This is a genomic window from Allobosea sp. LjRoot9 (assembly GCF_964252745.1).
Classification (GTDB): domain Bacteria; phylum Pseudomonadota; class Alphaproteobacteria; order Rhizobiales; family Beijerinckiaceae; genus Allobosea.
On sequence record NZ_CAXUPC020000001.1, the window covers coordinates 1,747,154 to 1,769,538 of the forward strand.

Consider the following 22,385-nt stretch of genomic DNA (forward strand, 5'->3'; position numbering starts at 1 on the left):
AACCTCTCTAACGAGGGCAACGAGGGTGACGAGCGCCTTGCGGAAGGTCACCTTCGGCAGGATCGACCGCATCTCTGCGAGCCGATCGACATCGCAGCGGGCCACACGCGGCAGAGGGCGCCAGACCCGAGCAAAAGCCCTCAAGTGAAACAGCGGTCGCCGCAGCGGCCTGACCGGCTTAACCCTCTTGCGCATCAAGCCGCCCTCCCCTGGCCGAGCTGCTCCGGCGTAAAGGCCGGCACCTCGGTTGCGCGCAGGCCGCTGGCGATCGTGCCGCGGATCTTCGCTTCGTTGGGTGAGACGCCGGCCGGCAGGTTCGCCAGCAGCAGGCTCTCGGCCTGTGATTTTGCGAGATGGCCGGAGCGCACGAAGCGCGACAGGCTCACCGCCGCCTCATAGACGGCGAGGTTGCGCCGGCCCTCTCCGGCGCTGCGCGCATCCGACAGGGCGCCGTCGATCGAGCGCTCGACATAGGCTTTCACCCGCCGGTCATTGATGTCCGAGCCATCGAAGCGCGCAGGCCTGCGGCTGGCGGCCCGCCGGCGCTCGTCGCGCTCGGCCTGGGTGATGAATTCACCGGTGATGACGCCGCGCAGGCGGCGCGGCAGCGGCGGCAGCACCTCAGCCCGCGGGATGATCCATTCATAGGCCGCGCCATCGGCCATCCGCGAGGGCGGCGCGATAACGTAGCCGCCCTCGCCCCTGACATCGATATGGGCGAGCTCGGCCGGGCATTCCCCGGCCTTCAGGAAATGCCGGAACACATCGCCTTTGTTGCCGATCAGCCCGGTGACCGGCTTGCCCAACCGCGTCAGGTTCTCCGCCACCTCGGCAAAGGTCGCCTCATCCGGCCAGGCGAAATAGAGGTGCAAGCCTCCCGATTGCGTCCGCGCGATCGCGGGCTCGGTGATCTCGCCAGTCGCGGCATCGACATGCATCAGCTGCCGGCACCACTCCGTCAGCTTCGCCAGCATCGTCTCGACAGCATGCTCCTTCGGGTCGAGGTCGATGACGACGCACCGCGTGCGCAGGCCGGTGGGAAAGCCGATCAGCGCGCGCGGATGATCGCGCCACCAGCGCCGGATCGCCCGCTCATCCGTCGAGGCCAGCCAATGGCCGCCATCGCGCGCGCCCGGGCTCGATTCCTTCGGCGTATGCGGCGCCTTCGACCAGGGGTCGGGCTTCTGCGCCGGATTGGCCGGGAACACCGGGAAGCCGGCGGCGACGTAATCGAGGGCATGGTCGAGCGGGGTCATGCCGCAGCCCTCGCCAGTGCCGCGCGGCCCGCATCGGTGATCTCGTAGCGAAGGTGGCGGTCAGAGATCCTCTCGACGCGCACCAGGCCGCGCTCCGCCAGCGAGCGCCGCATCGCGGCGACCATCGACCTCTGGCCATTCGGAGGATTGAATCCGCACGAAAAGCGGTCGATCGGATGGGCATCGCGCTTGGCCTTCAGCCATGCGAGAGCCTCTCGCTGCGTGCTGGTGAGCCCCATCGCCCTACTCCGCCGCCAGAAGTGCGGGCTCGCGCGCGGCATCGAGCAGGTCGAACAGGCTCGGGATCGCGATCTTGTCTTCGGCCGCGGCGCAGTGCATCGCGCCGTCGAGGAAGTAGCCGGGGTTGAGCTCGAAGCCGACGCCCTTGCGCCCCTGCAGGATGGCGCGATAGGGCACGGTCATCAGCCCGCCAAAGGGGTCGAGCACCGTCTCGCCCGGCATCGACATCTGCGCGATGCAGCGGTCGACGATGTCGAATTGCAGCGGGCAGAGATGCATCTCCTTGCCCTTGGCGTGCTGCGCCCCGTTCAGCGTCTGCATGCGCGTGACATCGCTCCAGACGGCTTGGTCAGGCGAGTGCGGCGGCAGCAGCATGAAGGTCGGCGGCAGGCGCCCGCGCGTCTCCAGCGCCTCGGCTATCGCAACGTGATATTCGAAGTCGTAGACAGCCTCGAGGTTGAAGCGCTTCCACATCTTGTAGATCTGGCTCGCCGGTACGCCGAGCAAGTCTTCAGGCTTCAGCGCCCGGTCGCCCGACGAGCGCAGATAGCCATGCGCGTCGATCTGCCAGCGCGCGCGGCTGTAGCCCTCCGGGTTTTGCCAGCGCCCCGCAACGAGCTGACGCTCGCTCGGAGACATGTCGATATCCTCGACGCCAGCCTCATAGGCATCAGCCTCGCGGATCATCCGCGCCTCGGCCTCTGCCTCTGTCTCGCCGTCGTTCACCCACCACTTCTTGAGCTTCACCACGCGCGTATCGGCATAGGAATTGGAGCGATCGCTCGGCGGCTTGCGGAACAGCAGCAGGTATTCCGGCAGGCCGGCGCCCATTTTCGAGCCGTCCTTGCATTGCTCGCTCCAGCCCAGCCGATAGGTCTGGTTGTTCTCGCGCACCACGTCCGTGGTGACCGTCTTCATGCCGAGGAAGGCGAAGCCATGCCGGCGGAAATGCTGGATCGCGTCGCAATGGAAGGTTGAGACGGTCTGGAAGCCGAGCCCGCTGATGCCGCCGGGCACGATCCGGTCCTTGACGTGGATGACGCAATCCCGGCCGGGCGCGAGTGCCCGCAGCAGGTTCGGCGTCAAAAAATCCATCTGCGCCCAGAAATGCGGGTCGCTGTCGGTATGGCCGAAATCGTTGTAGCTCGGCGTGTACTCGTACTGCGTCGAGAACGGGATCGAGGTCACGATCAGGTCGATCGAGTTTTCCGCCAGCGCTGCCGTCTCCAGCACCGTGTCGTTATTGACGATGCGATGGTTCTCGCCGCGGATCTCGACGCGCTCGACGCCGATTGATCTCGCCAGAGACTGGGCCATGGCGTGCTCGTTCAGCCCGTATTCGCGGATGATCTTGCCCATCTCGGCCACCATGTGTTCGTGTTGCTTCCACTTGGTCAGCAGCGTGCGCAGGATCTCCTGTTCGCCGTCCGAGCTGATGATGTGGATGTCGACGGGATGCGGCTGCATGAAGCGCTGGACGCGATGCACCGCCTGGATGAAATCGTTGAACTTGAAGCCGATGCCGAGGAACACCGCCCGGCTGCAATGGCGCTGGAAATTGCAGCCGCTGCCGGCGATGACGGGCTTGGCGGCGAGGTATTGGAACCCGCCATCGGAGAAGCCGATGATCGTCTCCTCGCGCACGTCGAGATCCTGCGTGCCGTAGACAGAGCGCACGCCCGGTACCGCCGCCTCGATCGCTCGGCGCTCGTCCTCGAGATCGTGCCAGAGCAGGAAATGCTCCTGCGGCTCGGCCGAGATGATCTCGACCATCTTGCCGACGCGCGCCTGCAGGCTGGCGCGCTTCTCGCGACTGGCGCCGACAACGCCGAGCGCCGATTTGCGGATCAAGATGCCCTGCCCGTCGCGCTCGGCGTCGCGCGTCGTCAGCTCGGTGGCGACGCGGTGCTGATGCACCCGCAGCGGCGGCAGGTCATAGCCGGTGTCGTCGAATCCGAGATCGCTCGGCTTCGAAACGAACAGCGCCCAGCTCGACACCCACAGCCAGAACTCGCGCTCCTTATGCGGGTGAATCGTGAGGCTGTCGGCCTTCTCGGAATTGCGCTTGAAGAAGCGGGTTTTCGCCTCGCCGACATCCATGATCTCGAGGAAGGCGGAATAGGCCAGCAGCTCGATATAGTCGTTCGGCGAGGGCGTCGCGGTCGCAACCAGCTTGAAGCGGATCCCGTCGAACAGCCGCATGAACTCGCGGAAGGTCTTTGACCCGCCAAAGCCGCGCAGGCAGGAGGCCTCGTCCAGGCTGGTGACCGTGAACAGGCGCGGGTCGAGCTTGCCGTCGCGCACCGTCTCGTAATTGGTGAGATGGATCTCGCCCGCGATCGCATCCTCGATCGACCGGATGAAGCGCAGTTTCGGGATGCGGTCGGGCCGGCCGGCCTGCCAGGCCAGAAGCTCGGCGCGCTGCGCGTCGGTGATGTCCGCGCGATCGCCGGTCGCCAGCGTGTGCGCATCGCGGATGAACTCCTGGCGCACGCCGAGCGGCAGGGTGATCAGCCCCATGCCGCCGAAATGGGCGAGGACGATCCGGCAGAACTCGATCTGCATGACGCTCTTGCCGAGCCCGAAGGCGGCAAACAGCCCACGGCAGCCGCCAGCCAGCGCCCAGAGCACCATCTTGCGCTGATGCGGCTTCAGCAGCGGATTGATCTCAGCGTCAGTGACATCGAGCCCGCGCCGCTCGGCGATCCGGGTTTTTGCCTTGAGGAAGTCGACATAGGCCTGATGATCGGGAAGCGCCTGTCTCATGACGCCGCCCGCGTAATCAGCCGCATCATATCGTCGGGCCGGAAATCACCCGTCGCGGCGTTGGCCGCCAGCAGCTTCGCGGCAGCCGCCAAGGCCTCGGCCCTCCGCTTCGCCGCCACGACGCAGGACGGCGCAATCCGCGCCAGTTCCGGCTCGAAATGCGTCGTCTCCAGCACATGGATGCCGGCGGCTTCCTGCTGGGCAGCCGCCTCCAGCTCGCGGATGATCTCGCGCAGTTCCATCAGCGCTCTCCCCGAAACAGCGCCCGCTCGGCCGCGCTCCAGAGCCCGTCCGGCGCGTGTCGGGCCTCGACGATCGCCTGCGCGGTCGCGCGCTTCAGGCTGAGCACCACGGCGATGATCGCGGCCGGAAAGCCGGCGCGGGCCATGCCGAGCGCGGCCGAGCGCCGCCAGCGGCCGGGGCGCTCGATGATGAAGCGCCGCCGCGTCATGCCGCGACCCTCCCGGCGAGATAGGCGAGGACAGGGGCGAGGACTGCGCAAACAGTCGCAACGCAAAGCAAAATGCCCCGACTGCCGTCGCGCACGCTGTCCGGATCACCACCGGCCCATGCCGCGCGTCCGGAGATAAAACCCATCAGACAGGCCAGGATGCAGAGCACGCCACTCATGCCGCGCGCCCGTTCGGATAGGTCGCGCCATGCGCGGCGAAGAGATCGCTGAGCGCCAGCAGGTTCTGGCGCAGATGCGGCGCCACGAGCTTTTGCGCGGCGCGCTGCAGGAGACTGGCCGCCAGCGTCGGCGCACCAGCCTCGCGGTGGTGGTGCGCCCGCCGGACGATTTCTGCGAGGCAGGCCGCCAGGCAGTCGGGCACCGGCTCCAGCGCCGGGGCCTCGATCGCCGAGGTGGCGCGGCCGAGCATGGCCGGCAAAAAGCCATCGGCAGTCTCGCGCAGCAGGCCTTGCACCACCAGCCGGTCGAGCGTGCGGTTGAAGAATTTCCGGTTGTTGAGGTCGAGGCCCTCACGCAGGGCGGCGCGCAGCACAGGCTCACCGCCGGCGGCGTTCACCAGCCCCATGATCTGCGAAGAGGCCGAACCTGGCTTGAACTGTCCGGGCTGCATGGCTCAGACCACCCGCAGCTGCACGGCGCGATGCGCCGCAATGTCCTGGCGCAGCGGCGCCAGTGTCTTCTCCAGCGCAGCAGCCGCCCGGTCGAGCAGTTCGAGCTCCGAGGGCGTCAGCTTGCCGTCTGCTGCAGCGGCTGCGCCCGTCGCCATCAGTTCGGCGGCGCTGCGCACGGTCTCGACATGGCGGGCGAAGACGCTGGCCGCCGAGATCGTCGCCTCGTCCGGCGTCGAGACGCGACGACCGTGCAGGTCTGCCAGCACCGTGGTGATCAGTGGCATCTCGCAATGCGCTTCAAGCGCCAGCGCCACCGGGATCGGGATGATCGATTCATCCGTCTGCACCTGGTAGCGGCTCATCTCCGTCTTGGAGCAATGGCCGATCTCGCCGGCCCGGACCACGCCGCCACACATGCTGACGAGGTCGCGGGTCGCGGCTTTGATCCGGAAGAACCAGGCGTCGGAAATCGGGCGAGACATGACAAAGCTCCGCCGTCAACGGGAAAGCGTCGCGCGCTTTCCCATGTTGGGAAGGACAGGGATGGTGTTCAGTGACGAGGTCAGGTCACGGAGGCGGAACGCCATGAACCAGCAGGAAAAGACGGCGCGGCGAACGCGCATCGCTGAAGCCAGGGCGGCTCTGCGCGACGCGGTCGCGACGATGGTGAAGACAGGGCGCGCGCATCAGAGGTTAACCTCCGGCGGCGCGGCGGGAGCGAGGAAGTCGGACGCGGTCAAGGCGATGCCGAGACGCTCGGCAGCAGTGAGAAGCGTGACGTGATGGGATTGCGGCACCCTGCCGCCGGTGCCGCCAACGGCCTTGGGGCGCTTCCAGTTGCTGACGCGAACGCGGGTGACGCCCGCGATCTCGGCAACCTTCGTGACGCCGCCGAAGCGGCCAATAATGGTGGAGGCAGGTTCCATGAGCGCGAGTGTAACTATAATCGGTACGAATGCAAGTGGCCTCGTACCGATTCAGGAGCGCGACGCGGGTACGCCCGGAATCTATCGTTCGCACATGCTGAAAGACTGGCTCGATCAAGGACTGGCGACGCGGGGAATGAGCCAGGCCGAGCTTGCCCGGCAGCTCACGGAACGGCTCGGCCGCTCCTACCCCCGTACCGCTGTCAACAAGATGGTTCTCGGCAATCGCGAGATCAAAGGCGAGGAGATGCTCGCCATCGCGGAGATCCTCCATCTCGATCCGCCGCGGGCGGACGGCATGGTCGTGGACCTGCCCGAGCTCACCCGGAACGCCGAACCTTTGGTGCAGATCTTCAATGCCGGCATCGTGGAGGCCGGCGCATTTCGGGCCGCTCCCGAGTTCAGCGATCTGGAGGCTGAGCCGGTGCTTGAGATGCGAGACCCGCAATTCCCCTTCGCGCGGCTCGTCGCGTTCGATGTGGCGGGCGACAGCATGAACCGCCTGCAGCCGCGGCCGATCCTGCCCGGCGACAGGATCATCGGCGTGGATTTCGACGACCTCGGCGGGCGCATCCCGCTGCGCGACGGCATGGTGGTGGTTGTGGAGCAATCGCTTGAGGGTGGCCACCTGCGCGAATGGTCAGTCAAGCAGATCGAGCTCTATGAGGACCGGATGGAATTCCATCCGAGGTCGACCAATCCGCGCCACGAGCCTATCGTCGTGCCGCGCAATAGCGATGCCGATGACGGCAAAATGGTGCGTATTCTGGCGCTTGTGCGCAGGATCACCAATGATGTGCCGTTCTAGCCCGGCCGCTGCCGCGATCGATTCCCAGGAGATATCCGCATGCTGCGACTGATCCTGCCGGTGATCCTGGCCATGACGGCGCCAGCGCTGGCGCAATCGCCGCGCTTTCTGAGCTGCGACAACGCCAAGGAGCCGGCCTATTGCCGCCAGGCCCAAGCACAGCAGCGCAGCGAGGCGGCAGAGCCGAAGACCTATACCACCAGGCGCAACACCGCCTTCTGCCTCTGGACCGGCTGCGACGGCGCCATTGCGATCGACCGCAAGGCCTCATGCGAGATCCGGCGCGCCATCATGAAGCAGTACCCGAAAGAGGTCGACCGCGGCGACGACCAGCACTTCGCCAACTGCGTCAACGCCGGATACTGATCAGGCCGCCACCTCGAGCGCGAGCCGGTTGACCCCGACGATCGTGCCGATACCGCTTTCGCAGACCAGACAGTCGAAGCGCTGCTGCTGCAGGAATGCGCTGTCCATCAGCTCGTCGACATCCCGTGGCGCGTCGTCAGCCTCCGGCACGTCGAGAATGACAGCGCGGGTGCGGCGGCAATTCTCACATTGCAGATGCAGCTTGAAGCGGGCGGCGAGGCTCATGGTCAGCTCCTGAGGGACTGCGACAACCTGACTCAGGAATGAGAACGTATCAAGAACAAATCCTGGAACGTGATTCTCATTGGGCGACACAACCCGCCCGTGTTCGTACCTACTGTCGGTACTCTATTTGACAACGTATCGAATATCGGTACATTGCCTCCATTAACCCGATGGAGGCCGCCTTGCTGCCCACCCTCTCCCCCGCGCCGATCGGCGCTGCCTTTCTGGAATCCCGCGTCGCCCGCGATGACGGCTATATCTGGCCGATCGAGCGTCGGAAGATGCAGGCCCGCGGTCCGACCCGCGAGCGCATGGTTGAGGACATCATCGCGGCGGTGCGGGAGGGCGGTGAGGCCGCCGTCGTCACCGTCGCCGATCTCCACCGCATGGGCTGGACCTTCGACCAGATCGAAGCCCATGCCCGCACCGCCTTCGCCGTCTACAAGGCCGAGCACGAACCGCGCCGCTCGCGCCGGGCGCTAGGCCAGCGCGACAGTGCGCGCCACATAGCGACAGACGCCGCCGCGCTCACCGTCTTCGTCCTGCCGGTGCTCTACTGGGCCAACATCCTCACGGGCGCGCTCTAATGGGCCAGCCCTTTTACCCTGGCCACATCGAAGCCTTCGTTCTCCAGCCGCAGTTCAAGGCGCCTCTCACCTCCTCGGTACGCCCTGGAGCCGGCCCCCCTATCGACAGGCGCGTCTTTGCCCCTGTCGTCCTGGCCAATGACCCGATCCCCTGCGAGGTCATGGCGGCTGCGGATACGATCTGCCACGCTTCGGGCGATCTGCTGATGCGGACATCGAGCCTCTCCGGTGCGCTCCGCCGCTCGGCCCCGCTCGACAGGCTGGAGGAAGCGCTCGCCCTGATCGGCCAGGAGGCGCGCGCCATCGCCGCAACCTCCGACAGGATCGCCGAGACCATCCGCGCGCTGCAGGCGAGGGCTGGGTCATGAGGACCGCGGAAAAGGCTCCCCAGATTGGCGCGCTGCTCGCGGTCGCGCTCACCCTCATGGCCGTGATCGCACTCGTCTGCGCACCAGTCATCCTCCAGCTCTTGCTGCTCGCGGGGGCCGGTCGATGACGTGGCTCCCAACAGCATCGGGCCGCGTCTTCGAGATCCTCAACCCGGATTGGCGGCTGATCGACTTTGATGTCGATATGCCGGAGGGCTTGGCGCGCATCGCGCGCTTCACCGGCTCGATCCGCTCCGGCCCTTACAGCACCGGTCAGCACTCCGTCGTGGGGGCTGACGCCGTCTATCGGGCGACCGGGGACAAGCGGGCGGCGGGCGCATTCCTGCTCCATGATGGGCACGAATACATCCTCAACGACAAGACGACGCCCGTTCTCGAAGCCGAGGCGGCAACGGCCGAGGCTCTCATGCCCGGCATGGGCCGGGTCGTGCTGGCCGCCAATCGCCTGCTCAAGCACCGCCTGGATATCGCGATCTATCGCGCAGCCGGCATGGGCGAGAATGGCTGCCCGGAAGAGTATCGGCGGATCGTCACCGAGTTCGACATCCGCATGTGCGCCACCGAGCGCGCACATCTGCTCGTCAAGACCTCACGGGCTTGGCATCCGAGCATCGAGCAGGCGGAGCCGATCCGCCTCGTCGGCAAGCTCACGGTCTGGCCCTGGCACAGAACCGCCGACGAATTCCGCGAGCGCCTGCGCCGCTACCTGCCGGAGCGCTTCGGCGCGCCATCGCCCCGTCCCCAACCCAAGCCCGGCCCGCGCACCGCCGCACGCCGCATTCCCGTGGAGGCCTGAGAACCATGTCGAACCGTCCCATTCGCAGCTTTGTCGAGATGCTTGGCCTGCTCAACCGCGGCCGCTTCGTCGAGAAATGCGATGAACACCTCGCGAAGGCGATGGCAGAGCTCGAAGCCCTGCCCGCCGAGAAGGGCTCTGCGACCATCACGGTCGCCATCACGCTCAACTTCGAGAGCGGGCGGCTCGATATCAAGCCGGCGATCAAGTCGAAGTTGCCCGAGGAGAAGGGCTTCAACGGCACGCCGTTCTGGGCGGTCGATGGCGCTCTCTCCGTCCAGCACCCGAGCCAGTCGGACATGTTCCTCCGCGACAGCGCTGACCAGCGCGAGCGCGATTTCGGCTGACGCCGCCCACTTCCCCACCTCGCACTGACAGGAGCCTTCCATGGCCAACAAGACAGCGGCTGAGCCCGCAACCCTCGAAGCGATCGCCGGGCCGTTCTGCGGCGGCGGGTACATACCGGATGGCGATGCCGGCCTGCGCACCGTGATCGAGCTGACGCAGGACGCCAGCAACATCGAGATCATCCAGATGTCGACCGCCGGTCTCGGCGCCGGCCTTCCGGCGACGATCCCGATCCTCATCGATCGCCGCCGCGGCGGGGCGATCACGACGCCGAAACCGCTCGTGGAACAGTGGCGCCAGGAGCCTGCCGAGATCAGCGGTCAGGCGCAGACCACGACGCTGCAGAGCTTCATCGACCTGGTGAACCGCCACAAGAATGACGGCTCGGCGGTGTTCGGCAAGACCGCCTGGCCGGAACCGGCCCTGACCGCCGTCATCGATTACCACGGCGAGAAAGCCAGCGCCCGCTGGGGCAAGCACCGCATCCGCTACGCCTTTCCGATCACAGAGGAATTCAAGGTCTGGATCGAGAAGAACGGCAAGCCGATGGATCAGGCCACCTTCGCCGCGTTCCTCGAAGACCACGCCGCCGAACTCTCCGCCGCCTACGGGCCCGAGGCCGCCGAGTATGAGGCGCTGTTCAAGGAGAGGTTCGCCACACCGACCGATCTGATCGCGCTGTCGCGGAACCTCGAGGTTTTCGTCAACGCCAAGGTCAAGCAGGGCGTGCGCATCCAGACCGGCGAGCGCGTCGTCGAATTCGTCGAAGAGCACATGAATGGGAAGGGCGAGAAGGTCGAGATTCCCGGCATCTTCATGGTGTCGGTGCCCGCCTTCATCGACGGCGCCGCCGTTCGCATCCCTGCGCGGCTGCGCTACCGCATCGCCGGCGGCGAAATCCAGTGGTTCTACCAGCTTTATCGCTGGCAGTTCTGGCTGCGCGACCAGGTCAAGAACGACCTCGACACCGTCAAGCAGCAGACCGAGCTCCCGACCTTCGAAGGCTCCCCCGAGGCCTGAGACCCGGCCTCAACCTGGCGGGGCCGAAAGGCCCCGCCCCTTTCCCTTCATGCGAGGTCGAGATGTCAGACCCAGCCGATGCCGCCATGTCAGCGATCGAGATCGCTCTCCGCAAGCCGCTGCTTGGACGCCTGATGAACCGGCTCGGCCTTCGCCCGCCGCGCCGCATGGCGGCAGAGAACCGTTGGGCAATACGCCTCATCCGCCGCCACATGGCCGGACACCCCGTCGACACCGACGATCTGGAGAGCGCGCTCCACACGGTCGCGCTGCGGGTCAAGCAGGCTCTCCGGCCCTCGCCCTGGTCCGTCCTGCTCGACGACTATGAGTATCCCTCCATCCTCGACGACAGCGAAGCCACCGAGGCTCTGTCCCGCATCGAATGCGGCCAGGTCGAGGACTGCCTCATTCATCTCGAGCGCGCCCTTCCGGGCAATTTTTCCCGGATCGCCGAGCGGCTCGCCCATCACTTCAGGAGCCGCCCATGAAACTCACCCTTGACCGCGCCGCGCTGCTGAAGGCGCTGGAGCCGGCCGTGCGCGTCATCGAGCGCCGCAACACCATCCCGATCCTGGCGAATGTCCGCCTGGTCGCCGCGGGCGAGAGCCTGGCGCTGACCGGCACGGATCTCGATATCGAGCTGCGCAGCCTCTGCCCGGCCGAGGTCGAGAAGCCCGGCGCGCTCACCGTGCCGGCGGCGCGACTGCACGACATCGTCCGCAAGCTGAACGACGGCAGCCAGATCTCTCTGGAAGCAAGCGAGACGCAAGCCAAGATCGTGCTCAAATCCGGACGCTCGCGCTTCGAGATTCACACACTGCCGGAGAGCGACTTCCCTGACATCACCTCGGGCGAGTTGCCGCACAGCTTCACGCTGCCGGCCGCGACGCTCGCCACGATCATCGCGGCGACGCAGTTCGCGATCTCGACCGAGGAGACGCGCTACTACCTCAACGGCATCCATCTGCACCAGACCGGGCCCGAGGGCGGCTCGCACCTGACCGCGGTCGCAACCGACGGCCATCGCCTCGCCCGCATCCATGCGGACCTGCCTGCCGGCGCCATCGGCATGCCGCCGATCATCATCCCGCGCAAGGCCGTGGCCGAGATCGCCCGCCTGGTCGACAAGTCCAAGGCCGAGGTCGCGATCGCGCTCTCCGCCACCAAGATCCGGCTCGATCTCGACGGCTTCACCTTCACCTCGAAGCTGATCGACGGGACCTTCCCCGACTATCAGCGCGTCATCCCGTCCGGCAACGACAAGCGCGCCACGCTCGACGCCAAGGATCTGGCCAACGCCGCAGAGCGCGTCGCCACCATCTCCGGCGAGCGCGGCCGGGCGGTGAAGCTCTCGCTCGGCGACGGCAAGCTCGTCCTCGCGGTGAGCAACCCCGACGCCGGCGAGGCCCGCGAGGAGCTCGACTGCGACTATGACGGCCCGCCAATCGAGATCGGCTTCAACGCCCGCTATCTCGGCGACATCCTCGCCGTCCTGGGCGGCGACACCGTGCTGATGAAGCTCGCAGACCCGGGAGCGCCGGCGATCCTGCAGACGCGCGAGGGGGCCGAGCTGCTCACCGTGCTGATGCCGATGAGAGTTTGAGCGGTTCTCACTGACGTTCGATGCGGAAAGAGGAGGTTTTCATGGGTGAGAAGAAGCCTGCCGACGCCATCATCATGGTGCACGAGACCACGCTGCAAAGCTGGGCGCGCGACGCTGGCACCTTTGTGCTGTTTGTCGCACTGATCGGCATCGGTATCGTCGCCAATAGCTCGGCGATGCAGTGGATCGGGGCCATCATGGCCTTCATCACCACGATGGTTCGCTCCTCGGGAAAGGTCGAGCGGCTGACGGTCGAACAGGCCCGCGCCAAGCTCGATGCGATCGAGGCGGCGTCGTCATGAGCCGGAAAACGCAATGGCTCTGCGACGGCTGCGACAAGGCCGCATTGAGCGATCTCGGACGGGCACCAGACGGCTGGCACGAGGTTTCCGTCAAATGGTCCGGGCTGGGCGGCTACCCGTCGAACCTTCCTGACGAGGAGGTTCTGTCTGACCTCTGCCCAGCCTGCGCGAGGGAATACTCGAGGCAGATCAGGCCGCGAACCTGGCCACGCTGCGTGCCGGTAAAAGATAAGGCCGAGCCATGAGCGCCGTCATCTCGCCCTGCGGAACGTGGCGTTGGCGGCTCGATCGCACCATCGATATGCTGGGCGGCCCGGTCTATGCCTTTTTCGGCGTGAACGGCGCGACCGCCGACGCCGAGACGGATGACCACACGGTCATCAAGTGGAACGGCTTCACCGCCATCGCTGGCGGCTCGCGCTACATCGTCGGCAATCCCTTTGGCTTTCGCGCGAAGGATGTTCGCGAGTTGGCCGGCGCCGCCGATCCGGTTGGCCCGGACAATGCCCGCTATCTCGCAGAGATCATCGCCGAAGCCGACATCCTGGTGCCGTGCTGGGGCAACAGGTCGAAGGTTCCCGCCCGTCTGCGCGGCCACATCGATGCGCTGCGCGACCAGATCTTCGCGGCAGGAAAGCCGGTCAAGGTCTTCGGCTTCACGCGCAGCGGCGACCCGCTGCACCCGCTGACGTTGGCCTGGACGACACCGCTTATCGACTGGAGGCGGCCATGACGCCCGCCTATCTCGACCTGCTCCGCCGGCGCCAGCGCAAGGCCTGCGCGGCCGTGCTGAAGGCCGAGGCCCGCAAGGCCGGCGGCATCGGCGAGGCGCGCAAGCGCTTCGTCCTGGCCACGGCCGAGCTGCTGCGCGCGACGCTGAAGGCGTCCCGGCAAGCCAAACCTGTTCGGCGCGAGCCCGCGCCCGACCTCTTTCACCAGATCGGAGCCTAAGCCATGGATGTCATGCTCGACCTCGAGACCCTTTCCTTGGCACCAGACGCGGCGATTGTTTCGATCGGCGCCTGCACTTTCGCGACAGATGGATCGACGCCTAAAGTTCGTAGGATCTTCAGGCAGGCCGTTTGGCCAGACACGTCCCAGAAGGCGGGCGGTAGGATCGACGCGGAGACCGTGGTGTGGTGGTGTGGCCAATCCGAGGAAGCCCGCGCCGCTTGGACCCAGGCTCCGGGCAAAAGCATCCAGAGTGCCCTTCAGCAATTCGCCCTGTGGTGCTCGCCTGAGTTCGAGGGCGAGAGGGTCAGAATCTGGGGCAATGGCGCAGGGTTCGACAACGTCGTTCTGCGCGGCGCTTACGACCGATGCTCCGTGGCTCCGCCTTGGCGCCATCAGGACGATCGCTGCTACCGCACCCTCAAGAACCTGCGCCCCGACATTCTCTTCGAACAGATCGGCACAGCGCATGACGCTGCAGACGATGCCGTGTCCCAGGCGATCCACGCCGAACGCATCTTCGCCGCGTTGAAGGGAGCCTGAGCCATGGCCAAACGAAAACCAAAGGCTCCGGTCGATCCGCAGACGCAGATCGCGAACCTGACAAAGGATTTAGGCAACGCCTGGCGTGTGCGCAGCGAGGCGCAGCACCGCCAGCGCCTCGCCGAGAATGAGCTCGCCCGGGCGCTGGTCACGATCGAGGCGCTTCAGCACATGCTGCTCAAAGAGCGCGCCGACAACGACATCCCGTTTTAGCCGGTCACCCCGATGACGCTCGACGATCTCTATACGCCAGACAAGGCCATGACCGTCCTGCGCTGCACGGCCAAGACGCTGCGCGCCTATGTCAGGGATGGCGAGCTCACTTATGTCCTGAAGGGCGCGGGCTTGAAACGGCCCCGTCGCCTGTTCCATCCTGACGATCTGGCGGCCTTCATCGCGCGCCGGAGGAGGACTGAATGTCCGTCTACAAGCCAAAAGGCCGCGAAACCTACGTCGTCGACTTCCAATGTGGTGGCCGTCGATTTTGCATCAGTACCCAGGCCACAACGAAGCGCGCCGCCGAGCAGATCGAGACTGCCGAGCGCGAGCGCGCCCGCGAAGCCATCAAGGCGGAGCGCGACGCCGCCAACGCCTTCCGGGGCAAGGCCCCGCTAACGCTGACCGTCGCGGTTGCGCGCTATTGGAACGAGGCCGGCCAGCATCACGCCGGCGCCAGCACGACCTGGACCGATCTCAACCGGATGATGGGCTATTTCGGCGCGGGCAAGCGGCTCGACGACATCGGCGATGGCGACCTCGCCGCGCTGATCGCGTGGCGGAGGGGCCAGACCGTCTGGGGCCGCAAGACGCTGAAGAACGGCAAGCCGGCGCCGCTGGTCTCGGCCGCGACGGTCAACCGCTCCACGGTCGACATCCTGCGCAAGCTCTTCACCCACGCGATCAAGAAATGGAAGATCCCGCTGCCCAACGCCCCCGACTGGGAGCAGCACAGCATCGAGGAGCGCGGCGAACTCGTCCGCGAGATCAAGGCCGGCGCGCAGGAGGCCGATATCGGCGCAAGCCTGGGAATCGGCTATCGCGACCTCTGGCGCTTCGCCATGGCGAGCGGCCTGCGCCTGGCCGAGTGCTTCCTGCGCTGGGACCAGATCGATTGGGAGGCGCGCACCATCACCGTGGTGCAGAAGGGCGGGCGCGACCACACCGTGCCGCTGACGCGCGACATGCAGGCCGTGCTCTCGGCCTGCCGCGGCCATCATCCGGAATGGGTGTTCTGCTATGTCGCCCAGCGGACCATAAAAAAGGATGGGATGATCCTGCGCGAGCGCGGGCAGCGCTATCCCGTCACCTATGAGGGCATGAAGACCGAGTGGCGCCGCAAGGTGAAGACGGATCTCGACCTCAATCTGCGCTTCCACGACACGCGCCACACCAGGGCGAGCCGGCTGCTGCGCAAGACCGGAAACCTCAAGGCCGTGCAGCGCCTGCTCGGCCATGCCGACATCGACACGACCGCGCGCTTCTATGCCCACGTCATGCTCGACGACGTGCGCGAGGCGCTCGATCGCGACGACAATCCCCGACAGAACTCCCGACGCAGCCGGAAAGCCTGACCTAAGACGTTGGCGTCAAAGCGGAAATGGATTTCCGCCCAGGACTCTGGGGGACAAGGGGTCGGAGGTTCGAATCCTCTCGCTCCGACCATTTTTCTCTATTGTCGATGATGGCTCGGCCTTGCGTGCCGCAGGCCAGCTCGCCTCCCCGGCGGCGGCCCGAGCTTAGCGACCGAGAGACCGGCAAGATTGCGCTGAGCGCTCCTGCTACCCCGGCACGCTCATTTTGGCCCTGAAACGCACCCTCATTCCGGGGCGCGCCGCAGACCTGAGCCTGCTCCCATGAACATGAAGCTGCTTGAGTTCGTCATGCTCGCCCTCGTGGCGAGCATCCACGTCTTGAACACAGGCCTGGACAAACGAAGACGTGGATGGTCGGGACAAGCCCACGGGTGTCCGGTTTAAATTAGTAGACGTTGTGCATGGCGTTGATTCTACTTGTTTCCAAGCACTTGCCGGTGTTTTGGACACGAGACAGGATCGACGCCATGCGGCATCAGAATAGCGTGTTTCACGGGCTGCTGAAGCATGTTCCGTGGTCTTGCTTCGACAAACTGGTGGATGAGCACGGGTCGGATGCGCGGGTGCGCCGACTTTCGACGAGAAGCCAGTTCGTGGCGCTGCTCTACGGGCAACTGGCGGGAGCCGTCTCCTTGCGCGAGATCGAGACGGCTGTGCAAAGCCATCGCGCCCGGCTCTATCATCTGGGTGCGCGCGAACTCTCGCGCTCGACGCTGGCCGATGCCAATGCGCGGCGGCCCCATGAGGTGTTCAGCGGCCTGTTCGCGCGGATGACGGCAATGGCCGGGCGCGGCTTGCGCCGATCCACGGCTGAGGCGGTCAGGCTGATCGACTCGACCGGGATCAGGCTGTCGGGGATCGCCTGCGACTGGGCCCGCTTCTCCAAGGGCGTCTGTGGCGCCAAGGCCCACATCGTCTACGACCCCGACGCGCAGACACCGCTTTATCTCGCGGTCACCCCGGCCAAGGTCAACGACATCATCGCCGCTCGCGCCATACCCATCGAACCGGGCGCGACCTACGTCTTCGATCTCGGCTATTACGACTTCGCCTGGTGGGCCAAGCTCGACGCGGCCGGCTGCCGGATCGTCAGCAGGCTCAAGGCCAACACGCCACTGACGCTGGTCGAGGAGCGCGCCCTGCCTGAAGGCTCGACCCTCTCCTATGACCGCCTCGGTTTTCTCCCCGTGCGTCAGGCCGCCTCGCGGACAAACCCGTTCCAGGACCCCGTCCGCGAGATCGGTGTCGTCCTCGAAGACGGCGCGACCCTGCGCGTCGTCTCAAACGATCTCGACGCCACAGCCGACGAGATCGCCGCCCTCTACAAGCGCCGATGGGCCATCGAGCTCTTCTTCAGATGGGTCAAACAGACACTGCGCATCAGGCACTTCATCGGACGATCCGAAAACGCCGTTCGTATCCAGATCGCCGTCGCTCTGATCGCCTATCTCCTGCTCAAGCTCGCAAAAGACGCAGTCAGGATCATCGACAGCCCGCTCGCCTTTGCCCGCCTCGTCCGTACAAATCTCATGCACAGACGCGACATCGACAAACTGCTCAAGCCGCCAAAGCCGCTCCAAAAAGACCCGAGACAGCTCAACTTCCAACTAACCCCAAATTAAACCGGACAGCCGTGGGACAAGCCCGACCATGACGGATGACGCGGTGTTCATCGGGGCTGGGCCCTACGCTTCGCGTAGCCCCGCAATGATGCAGTGGTCCAGAAGGCAGCGGGAAACGACTAAACGCAGCCGGAACGCCCCTACGGCATAATGACGTTGACCTTGCGCTCGGCCTGGGCGCTCAAGGAGGCTGGCGTGCTGGCGAACTCGGGCACGATCTTGAATTTCGGCATGGCCCTGCCGGAGAATTCGGTCAGGAGCTTGATGCGTTCGCGATCCCGGCTCGACACCAGCCGCGTTCCCTGCAAATCGTCGAAATCCGCCAATCGCCGCGAGGTCCTGCCGCCGGCGTAGACCAGCACCTTGTTCGACAGGACGACGATGTCGCCCCGGCGCAAGGTCGGATCGGTGAGATACCAGTCGGGATTGCTGACGGGGTCGATCGAGACCTGCAGAAACCGCTTGGAATCGCCGTCGTCGTCCATCGAGACGCGCGGGATCTTCGGTTTCGCATTCGGCTTCTTCGTCGGCCGGATCGTCATCTCCAGCGGTGCAATCTCTTGCCGCTGCGGAACCGGAGCGCCAAACAGCATTTCGAGCAAGCCGGCCTGCGCCTGCGACGCCGTGAGTGCAGACAAGGCCGAAACCAGGCCAATCAACAGAGACCGAGCACGCAACTGCATTGAACGGACACCGAGGTTGCTTGAATCTGAAATGCTTCACCTGGCGCCTTCTTGCCGAGGTGAGGTAATCACTCATACCGAACTTGGTCAGCCAGCGCCAGCCGTCTCGGCGTGATTGGTTAAACTAAATGCATATTTCACAGTACCTCTTGAGCAAATGCTCTCAGATTAGACAAACGCCAAGCCTTCAACCCCAGATTTCCGGCGCCATCATGCAAAATCCGCCTGCCGCGACCCGAGGCGCGCCAACCAGCCATGGCCCCCTTTCAGCGGCCTCCGGCGGCAAATCAGCTTGCCCGGCGGCCCTGGCCGGCAAGTTATCCACAAGCCCGGCTAATCTTCCTTGCAATGGCCCCTGCTCTACCCCAACGTCAGCTTTGTCGCGTGGCCGGTGATGTACTCATGCATGCTTTCTCGCGTTCGGTGGAAAATCAGGTCTCGAGTCAGCGCGCCATCCTGCTGCGGGCGCTTGTCGTGATCGTCTTCGCCACGATCATCATCCTGCCATTGCTCGATTGATCGCCCGGCGGCTTATCGCCCGGCGCCTTGGCCGAGCAGGCGGATAATCCCGGCTCGTATCCGCCCCATTTCACGCGTAGGCTGCATTGTGACGGACGTGGCGTGACATAGGGGAAGAAGCAATGGCAGGGGAAGATCGCGGACCACGGGAAGATCGCGGACCACGCGCCTGGCACGACGTGCACAGCGTTCAGGAAGCGCCGCGCGAGAAGCAGAAATCGAGCGGGCGGATCGCGGCCGAGGAGGCCGCCTCCCGCAAGAAGATCGAGGCGCTGCGCGCGCTCAGGTTGGCGAAGCAGGCGGCCGAGCCGCCGGCTCCTCCCGTCGTGAAGGCCAAGCCCGCCAAGCGCAAGGCCACCGCCGAGGCGTAAGCACCCAGCCTGGATCAGGCGTGAAACTCAGGCCTGATCCAGCCAGCCGCGCAGCAAGCCGACATCGCCTTGCGACAGGCCATGGCCCGTCGGCAGAATGCGGTGGTCGACCAGCGCTCCGCCTGCAGACAAGGTTTGCGCCAGGCGCTCTGCATCCTGCGCTGGAATGATCGGATCGAGCGCACCCGACAGGATCAGAACCCGCTTGCCGGCGAGATCGGCCTTGGGCGGCAGCTTGAAGGGCGACATCGCGCGCACCAGCGCAGCTCCGGCCAGAACCTCCGGGCGCAGCAGCAGCAGGCTGGCCGCGATATTGGCGCCATTGGAGAAGCCGAGCGCGACCGGCGCCGGCAGATCGTAGCGCTTGCGGGATTCCGCGACGAAATCCGCCAGCTCATGCGTGCGCGCGGTGAGATCGGCCTCGTCGAAGACGCCCTCCGCCAGGCGCCGGAAGAAGCGCGGCATCGCCCCTTCCAGAACCTTGCCGCGTGGCGAGAGCAAGCTCACACCGGGCGCGACCATGCGCCCGAGCGGCAGCAGGTCGCGTTCGTCGCCACCTGTGCCATGGAGCAGCAGCAGCGGCGGGCGCGATGCCTCGGTGCCCGGTTCGAAGACGTGAATGAAATCCGTGGTCGCGACAGCGTCCATCAGGGTTCTCCTGTTCATAGGCGGCATGGTTCGGGCGGCATGGCCCGCCCTGCCCGGCTCGAAAGCCTGGCAGGGCGGCATGATCTCAGCCGACTTGCCTGCCCGGCTCGAAAGCCAGGCAGGGCGGCGCGTTCTCAGCCGAGTTCCGGCAGCAGCGCCTCGATGCGCGCACGCTGCGCCTCGAGCCCAGCGGGGAGCTTCAGCGCCTGGCCGAGCGTCGCCGCCGGCTCGTCGACGGCAAAGCCTGGAGCATCGGTCGCGATCTCGAAGAGAACGCGGCCGGGCTCGCGGAAGTAGACGGAGCGGAAATAGTTCCGGTCCCTCTGCTCGGTGGCGCGGATACCATGGTTTTCCGCGAGACGGCGCACCATTTCCTCCTGCGCTGCATCGTCTGCGGCGCGGAAGGCGACATGGTGGACCGAGCCTGCACCCTGCCGGGCCGGCAGGAAGCCGCCGGCGACCCGCAGATCGACGACAGTGCCAAGTCCTGCAGCACCCAGGCCTAAACCCTCCGCCCGGTAGCGGATCAGCGTGTCCTCGCGCCCGATCTCCTTGAACCCGAGCACGTCGCCCAGGATCGCAGCGGTGGGCGACGCGTCTTCGAGCAGCAGGCTGACGCTATGGAAGCCGCGGATCGCATGCTCGGCTGGAACATCGCCACCATCCCAGGCCGCCTCACGCTCGATACCCGGCAGACCGACCAGCGCCAGCCGCATCCCGTCGGGATCGCGGAAGGCCAGCACGCTCTCGCCGAAGCGCTTCACCGGCACATCATGGGGCACACCATGTTCGATGAAGCGATGCGCCCAATAGCCGATCGCGCCTTCGGGAACCCGGAACACCGTCTCCTGCGTCTCACCGACGCCGAGCCGGCCGGGCGCGGCATGCTCCCAGGGGAAGAAGGTCAGGATCGTGCCGGGCGCACCGGCGACATCGCCGTAATAGAGGTGATAGGTGCCGGGATCGTCGAAATTGACGGTCTTCTTGACCAGACGCAGGCCGAGCACCCGACCATAGAAGTCGAGATTGCGGCGCGCCGGGCCGGAAATCGCGGTGACGTGGTGGATGCCGTTGATCTGCATGATGACAACTCCTCCCAAACCGGGCTGAAGGAGCGGGTGCTCCGTTGGCTCCAAAGATTGGTCGGGCGAGCTCAAAGCGCCAGAGCGGATACATTGCGCTGACGCAATGTCGATCTTGGTATCTCACAATTTGCATTGCGCCTCGGTCAGATCAATCTTTTGGGCAGAGGCCAGCCCGGCCCCCTCGGAGATTGCCCCCATGATCGACAACCGCTTCGCCCCCTATGGCGCTCTCGGCCTGCGCATCGCTCTCGGCCTGATGTTCATCGCTCACGCCTATCTCAAGCTCGTGATCTTCACTCCCGCAGGCTTCGCCGGCTTCCTCGGCCAGGTCGGCCTGCCCGCCGTCCTCGCCTGGCCGATCATGCTGGCCGAGCTTCTCGGCGGCCTCGCCATCCTGATCGGCTTCTATGGTCGCTATGTCTCGATCCTGCTGCTGCCGGTTCTGCTCGGCGCCCTGATGGTCCATGCCCCCAATGGCTGGGTCTTCAACGCCCCCAATGGCGGCTGGGAATATCCCGCCTTCCTGGCGCTGGCCGCGCTGGCCCATGGCCTGATCGGCGATGGCGCACTGGCCCTGAAGCCTGCCCGCCTGAGCTGGAACGGCGCGACCGCCACGGCCTGAGCGACGTTCAAGGCTTCGACCCTCCTTCGCCGTCATCTTGGCCTCATCGCCTTGATGGCGGCGAAGCCATGCCCGAGAGTGCGCGCATGAACACGACCGCCAAGAACACGACCGCGAAGACCCTGGCCTGGGACGACTTTCGATTGATCAAGGCGATCGCGGACACGCGCGCGCTACCGGCTGCCGCCACGGTGCTCGGATTGAACCATTCGACGGTGTTCCGCCGGCTCGGCCAGATCGAGGAGGCACTCGGCCTCAAGCTGTTCGAGCGCCATCGTAGCGGCTATGTCGCGACGCCCGCCGGCGACGAGATGGCGACGCTCGCCGAGCGTGTCGATGAGGACATCACCGCCTTTGCCCGCCGGCTCGCCGGGCAGGAGATCAAGCCCGCCGGCGAATTGCGCGTCACCACCAACGACACGCTGCTGGTCGATCTGCTGACGCCCGTCTTCGCCGCCTTCCTCGAGCAGTGCCCCGATATCCGGCTCGACATCCTGCTCGGCAACCAGGCGCTGAACCTGTCCAAGCGCGACGCGGATGTGGCAATCCGTGCGACCGACAACCCGCCCGAGACCCTCGTCGGTCGCCGCACCGCCCGCATCGCCTGGGCGCTCTATGGCCGCATAGCCGATTTCCCGGAAGCCGCCGATATCGCAATCGAGAACCTGTGGGCCCGCAACTGGATCTCGCTCGGCGATCAGTTCACGGCGCTGAAGGCCGTGCGCTATCTGAACCAGCATGTTGCGCCCGAGCGCATCGTCTACAAGGTCAACACCGTGCTGGGCCTGGCGGAGGCGGTCGAGGCGGGTATCGGCATCGGCTTCGTGCCCTGCTTCATCGCCGATACGAGACCGGGGCTGACGCGGCTGGCGGCGCCCGACCCAGGCTTTGCCGCCGATCTCTGGCTCCTGACCCATCCCGACCTGCGGCATTCACCCAGGGTCAGGCTGTTCATGGACTTCATCGCCGGCGAGCTCGCCCGGATGAAACCGCTGATCGAAGGCGACAAGGCGATCTCGCCCCGGCAGGGCTGA

At 65.9% G+C, this 22,385-nt stretch carries 33 protein-coding genes; 20 read left to right on the top strand and 13 right to left on the bottom strand.

Annotation, left to right across the window (positions count from 1 at the left end; translation table 11 throughout):
• Nucleotides 1–194: 194 nt before the first annotated feature.
• From ACSQ3P_RS08075 to ACSQ3P_RS08110, 8 genes are all read right to left on the bottom strand, one after another.
• Complete coding sequence (locus ACSQ3P_RS08075) at nucleotides 195–1,256, bottom strand: bifunctional DNA primase/polymerase (protein ID WP_436165044.1); 1,062 nt, start codon at nucleotides 1,254–1,256, stop codon at nucleotides 195–197.
• Nucleotides 1,253–1,495 (bottom strand): hypothetical protein, encoded by a 243-nt coding sequence (locus tag ACSQ3P_RS08080; protein WP_436165045.1) that lies wholly within the window; start codon nucleotides 1,493–1,495, stop codon nucleotides 1,253–1,255. The genes ACSQ3P_RS08075 and ACSQ3P_RS08080 overlap by 4 nt, the downstream gene beginning before the upstream one ends.
• A gap of 4 nt (nucleotides 1,496–1,499) precedes the next feature.
• Complete coding sequence (locus ACSQ3P_RS08085) at nucleotides 1,500–4,262, bottom strand: DNA methyltransferase (protein ID WP_436165046.1); 2,763 nt, start codon at nucleotides 4,260–4,262, stop codon at nucleotides 1,500–1,502.
• The gene (locus ACSQ3P_RS08090; protein WP_436165047.1) at nucleotides 4,259–4,504 is read right to left on the bottom strand and encodes a hypothetical protein; all 246 of its coding nucleotides are present in this window, start codon (nucleotides 4,502–4,504) and stop codon (nucleotides 4,259–4,261) included. Before ACSQ3P_RS08090 ends, ACSQ3P_RS08085 begins: the two co-directional genes overlap by 4 nt.
• Nucleotides 4,504–4,713, bottom strand: coding sequence for a hypothetical protein (locus ACSQ3P_RS08095; RefSeq protein ID WP_436165048.1), 210 nt, complete (start codon nucleotides 4,711–4,713; stop codon nucleotides 4,504–4,506). Before ACSQ3P_RS08095 ends, ACSQ3P_RS08090 begins: the two co-directional genes overlap by 1 nt.
• A 175-nt stretch (nucleotides 4,714–4,888) precedes the next feature.
• On the bottom strand, nucleotides 4,889–5,344 hold the full coding sequence (locus ACSQ3P_RS08100) for a hypothetical protein (RefSeq protein WP_436165049.1): 456 nt from the start codon (nucleotides 5,342–5,344) through the stop codon (nucleotides 4,889–4,891).
• A gap of 3 nt (nucleotides 5,345–5,347) precedes the next feature.
• Nucleotides 5,348–5,827 carry a hypothetical protein gene (locus tag ACSQ3P_RS08105; protein WP_436165050.1) on the bottom strand — a complete coding sequence of 160 codons (480 nt, stop codon included), beginning with the start codon at nucleotides 5,825–5,827 and terminating at the stop codon, nucleotides 5,348–5,350.
• Between the two features lie 204 nt (nucleotides 5,828–6,031).
• Complete coding sequence (locus ACSQ3P_RS08110) at nucleotides 6,032–6,271, bottom strand: hypothetical protein (protein WP_436165051.1); 240 nt, start codon at nucleotides 6,269–6,271, stop codon at nucleotides 6,032–6,034.
• On the opposite strand from ACSQ3P_RS08110, the gene ACSQ3P_RS08115 reads away from it, so the two are divergent.
• Together ACSQ3P_RS08115 and ACSQ3P_RS08120 are read left to right on the top strand one after the other, a co-directional pair.
• Complete coding sequence (locus tag ACSQ3P_RS08115; protein ID WP_436165052.1) at nucleotides 6,270–7,079, top strand: LexA family transcriptional regulator; 810 nt, start codon at nucleotides 6,270–6,272, stop codon at nucleotides 7,077–7,079. The genes ACSQ3P_RS08110 and ACSQ3P_RS08115 overlap by 2 nt on opposite strands.
• Before the next feature lie 39 nt (nucleotides 7,080–7,118).
• On the top strand, nucleotides 7,119–7,445 hold the full coding sequence (locus ACSQ3P_RS08120) for a hypothetical protein (RefSeq protein ID WP_436165053.1): 327 nt from the start codon (nucleotides 7,119–7,121) through the stop codon (nucleotides 7,443–7,445).
• Here ACSQ3P_RS08120 and ACSQ3P_RS08125 read toward each other — a convergent pair whose 3' ends face one another.
• Nucleotides 7,446–7,670 carry a hypothetical protein gene (locus ACSQ3P_RS08125; RefSeq protein ID WP_436165054.1) on the bottom strand — a complete coding sequence of 75 codons (225 nt, stop codon included), beginning with the start codon at nucleotides 7,668–7,670 and terminating at the stop codon, nucleotides 7,446–7,448.
• Nucleotides 7,671–7,852: 182 nt separating this feature from the next.
• On the opposite strand from ACSQ3P_RS08125, the gene ACSQ3P_RS08130 reads away from it, so the two are divergent.
• From ACSQ3P_RS08130 to ACSQ3P_RS08185, 12 genes are all read left to right on the top strand, one after another.
• Entirely contained in the window at nucleotides 7,853–8,257 is a 405-nt protein-coding gene (locus tag ACSQ3P_RS08130; protein WP_436165055.1) for a hypothetical protein, read from the top strand.
• Nucleotides 8,257–8,625: a hypothetical protein gene (locus tag ACSQ3P_RS08135; RefSeq protein ID WP_436165056.1), complete on the top strand. Its 369-nt coding sequence runs from the start codon at nucleotides 8,257–8,259 to the stop codon at nucleotides 8,623–8,625. Before ACSQ3P_RS08130 ends, ACSQ3P_RS08135 begins: the two co-directional genes overlap by 1 nt.
• A complete protein-coding gene (locus ACSQ3P_RS08140) occupies nucleotides 8,622–8,753 on the top strand; it encodes a hypothetical protein (RefSeq protein ID WP_436165057.1) in 132 nt (43 codons plus the stop codon). The genes ACSQ3P_RS08135 and ACSQ3P_RS08140 overlap by 4 nt, the downstream gene beginning before the upstream one ends.
• Nucleotides 8,750–9,442: a hypothetical protein gene (locus tag ACSQ3P_RS08145; RefSeq protein ID WP_436165058.1), complete on the top strand. Its 693-nt coding sequence runs from the start codon at nucleotides 8,750–8,752 to the stop codon at nucleotides 9,440–9,442. Before ACSQ3P_RS08140 ends, ACSQ3P_RS08145 begins: the two co-directional genes overlap by 4 nt.
• Before the next feature lie 5 nt (nucleotides 9,443–9,447).
• The gene (locus ACSQ3P_RS08150; protein WP_436165059.1) at nucleotides 9,448–9,789 is read left to right on the top strand and encodes a hypothetical protein; all 342 of its coding nucleotides are present in this window, start codon (nucleotides 9,448–9,450) and stop codon (nucleotides 9,787–9,789) included.
• 40 nt (nucleotides 9,790–9,829) lie between these two features.
• A complete protein-coding gene (locus tag ACSQ3P_RS08155) occupies nucleotides 9,830–10,810 on the top strand; it encodes a DUF2303 family protein (protein ID WP_436165060.1) in 981 nt (326 codons plus the stop codon).
• 62 nt (nucleotides 10,811–10,872) lie between these two features.
• Nucleotides 10,873–11,298 (top strand): hypothetical protein, encoded by a 426-nt coding sequence (locus ACSQ3P_RS08160; protein ID WP_436165061.1) that lies wholly within the window; start codon nucleotides 10,873–10,875, stop codon nucleotides 11,296–11,298.
• Nucleotides 11,295–12,413, top strand: a complete 1,119-nt coding sequence (dnaN, locus tag ACSQ3P_RS08165) for a DNA polymerase III subunit beta (protein WP_436165062.1) — start codon at nucleotides 11,295–11,297, stop codon at nucleotides 12,411–12,413. Before ACSQ3P_RS08160 ends, dnaN begins: the two co-directional genes overlap by 4 nt.
• Nucleotides 12,414–12,454: 41 nt before the next feature.
• Entirely contained in the window at nucleotides 12,455–12,715 is a 261-nt protein-coding gene (locus tag ACSQ3P_RS08170) for a hypothetical protein (protein ID WP_436165063.1), read from the top strand.
• Nucleotides 12,716–12,956: 241 nt separating this feature from the next.
• A complete protein-coding gene (locus ACSQ3P_RS08175; protein ID WP_436165064.1) occupies nucleotides 12,957–13,448 on the top strand; it encodes a DUF1643 domain-containing protein in 492 nt (163 codons plus the stop codon).
• Nucleotides 13,445–13,666, top strand: coding sequence for a hypothetical protein (locus ACSQ3P_RS08180; RefSeq protein WP_436165065.1), 222 nt, complete (start codon nucleotides 13,445–13,447; stop codon nucleotides 13,664–13,666). Before ACSQ3P_RS08175 ends, ACSQ3P_RS08180 begins: the two co-directional genes overlap by 4 nt.
• A gap of 3 nt (nucleotides 13,667–13,669) precedes the next feature.
• The gene (locus ACSQ3P_RS08185; protein WP_436165066.1) at nucleotides 13,670–14,209 is read left to right on the top strand and encodes a 3'-5' exonuclease; all 540 of its coding nucleotides are present in this window, start codon (nucleotides 13,670–13,672) and stop codon (nucleotides 14,207–14,209) included.
• Nucleotides 14,210–14,278: 69 nt separating this feature from the next.
• Here the strand turns inward: ACSQ3P_RS08185 and ACSQ3P_RS08190 are convergent, their stop codons facing one another.
• The gene (locus ACSQ3P_RS08190; RefSeq protein WP_436165189.1) at nucleotides 14,279–14,581 is read right to left on the bottom strand and encodes a hypothetical protein; all 303 of its coding nucleotides are present in this window, start codon (nucleotides 14,579–14,581) and stop codon (nucleotides 14,279–14,281) included.
• Between ACSQ3P_RS08190 and ACSQ3P_RS08195 the strand changes: the two genes are divergently transcribed.
• From ACSQ3P_RS08195 to ACSQ3P_RS08205, 3 genes are all read left to right on the top strand, one after another.
• On the top strand, nucleotides 14,471–14,824 hold the full coding sequence (locus tag ACSQ3P_RS08195) for a helix-turn-helix domain-containing protein (protein ID WP_436165182.1): 354 nt from the start codon (nucleotides 14,471–14,473) through the stop codon (nucleotides 14,822–14,824). The genes ACSQ3P_RS08190 and ACSQ3P_RS08195 overlap by 111 nt on opposite strands.
• A gap of 89 nt (nucleotides 14,825–14,913) precedes the next feature.
• Nucleotides 14,914–15,780 carry a tyrosine-type recombinase/integrase gene (locus ACSQ3P_RS08200; RefSeq protein WP_436165183.1) on the top strand — a complete coding sequence of 289 codons (867 nt, stop codon included), beginning with the start codon at nucleotides 14,914–14,916 and terminating at the stop codon, nucleotides 15,778–15,780.
• A 488-nt stretch (nucleotides 15,781–16,268) separates the two neighbouring features.
• A complete protein-coding gene (locus ACSQ3P_RS08205; RefSeq protein ID WP_436165067.1) occupies nucleotides 16,269–17,423 on the top strand; it encodes an IS4 family transposase in 1,155 nt (384 codons plus the stop codon).
• Between the two features lie 140 nt (nucleotides 17,424–17,563).
• Here the strand turns inward: ACSQ3P_RS08205 and ACSQ3P_RS08210 are convergent, their stop codons facing one another.
• On the bottom strand, nucleotides 17,564–18,061 hold the full coding sequence (locus tag ACSQ3P_RS08210) for a hypothetical protein (RefSeq protein ID WP_436165068.1): 498 nt from the start codon (nucleotides 18,059–18,061) through the stop codon (nucleotides 17,564–17,566).
• A gap of 686 nt (nucleotides 18,062–18,747) precedes the next feature.
• Here ACSQ3P_RS08210 and ACSQ3P_RS08215 point away from each other — a divergent pair.
• The gene (locus ACSQ3P_RS08215; RefSeq protein ID WP_436165069.1) at nucleotides 18,748–18,996 is read left to right on the top strand and encodes a hypothetical protein; all 249 of its coding nucleotides are present in this window, start codon (nucleotides 18,748–18,750) and stop codon (nucleotides 18,994–18,996) included.
• A 27-nt stretch (nucleotides 18,997–19,023) separates the two neighbouring features.
• On the opposite strand, the gene ACSQ3P_RS08220 is transcribed toward ACSQ3P_RS08215, so the two are convergent.
• Nucleotides 19,024–19,644, bottom strand: coding sequence for an alpha/beta hydrolase (locus ACSQ3P_RS08220; RefSeq protein ID WP_436165070.1), 621 nt, complete (start codon nucleotides 19,642–19,644; stop codon nucleotides 19,024–19,026).
• A gap of 134 nt (nucleotides 19,645–19,778) precedes the next feature.
• Entirely contained in the window at nucleotides 19,779–20,726 is a 948-nt protein-coding gene (locus ACSQ3P_RS08225; protein WP_436165071.1) for a ring-cleaving dioxygenase, read from the bottom strand.
• Nucleotides 20,727–20,925: 199 nt separating this feature from the next.
• On the opposite strand from ACSQ3P_RS08225, the gene ACSQ3P_RS08230 reads away from it, so the two are divergent.
• Both ACSQ3P_RS08230 and ACSQ3P_RS08235 read left to right on the top strand, forming a co-directional pair.
• Nucleotides 20,926–21,351, top strand: coding sequence for a DoxX family protein (locus ACSQ3P_RS08230; protein ID WP_436165072.1), 426 nt, complete (start codon nucleotides 20,926–20,928; stop codon nucleotides 21,349–21,351).
• 86 nt (nucleotides 21,352–21,437) lie between these two features.
• Nucleotides 21,438–22,385, top strand: coding sequence for a LysR family transcriptional regulator (locus ACSQ3P_RS08235; RefSeq protein ID WP_436165073.1), 948 nt, complete (start codon nucleotides 21,438–21,440; stop codon nucleotides 22,383–22,385).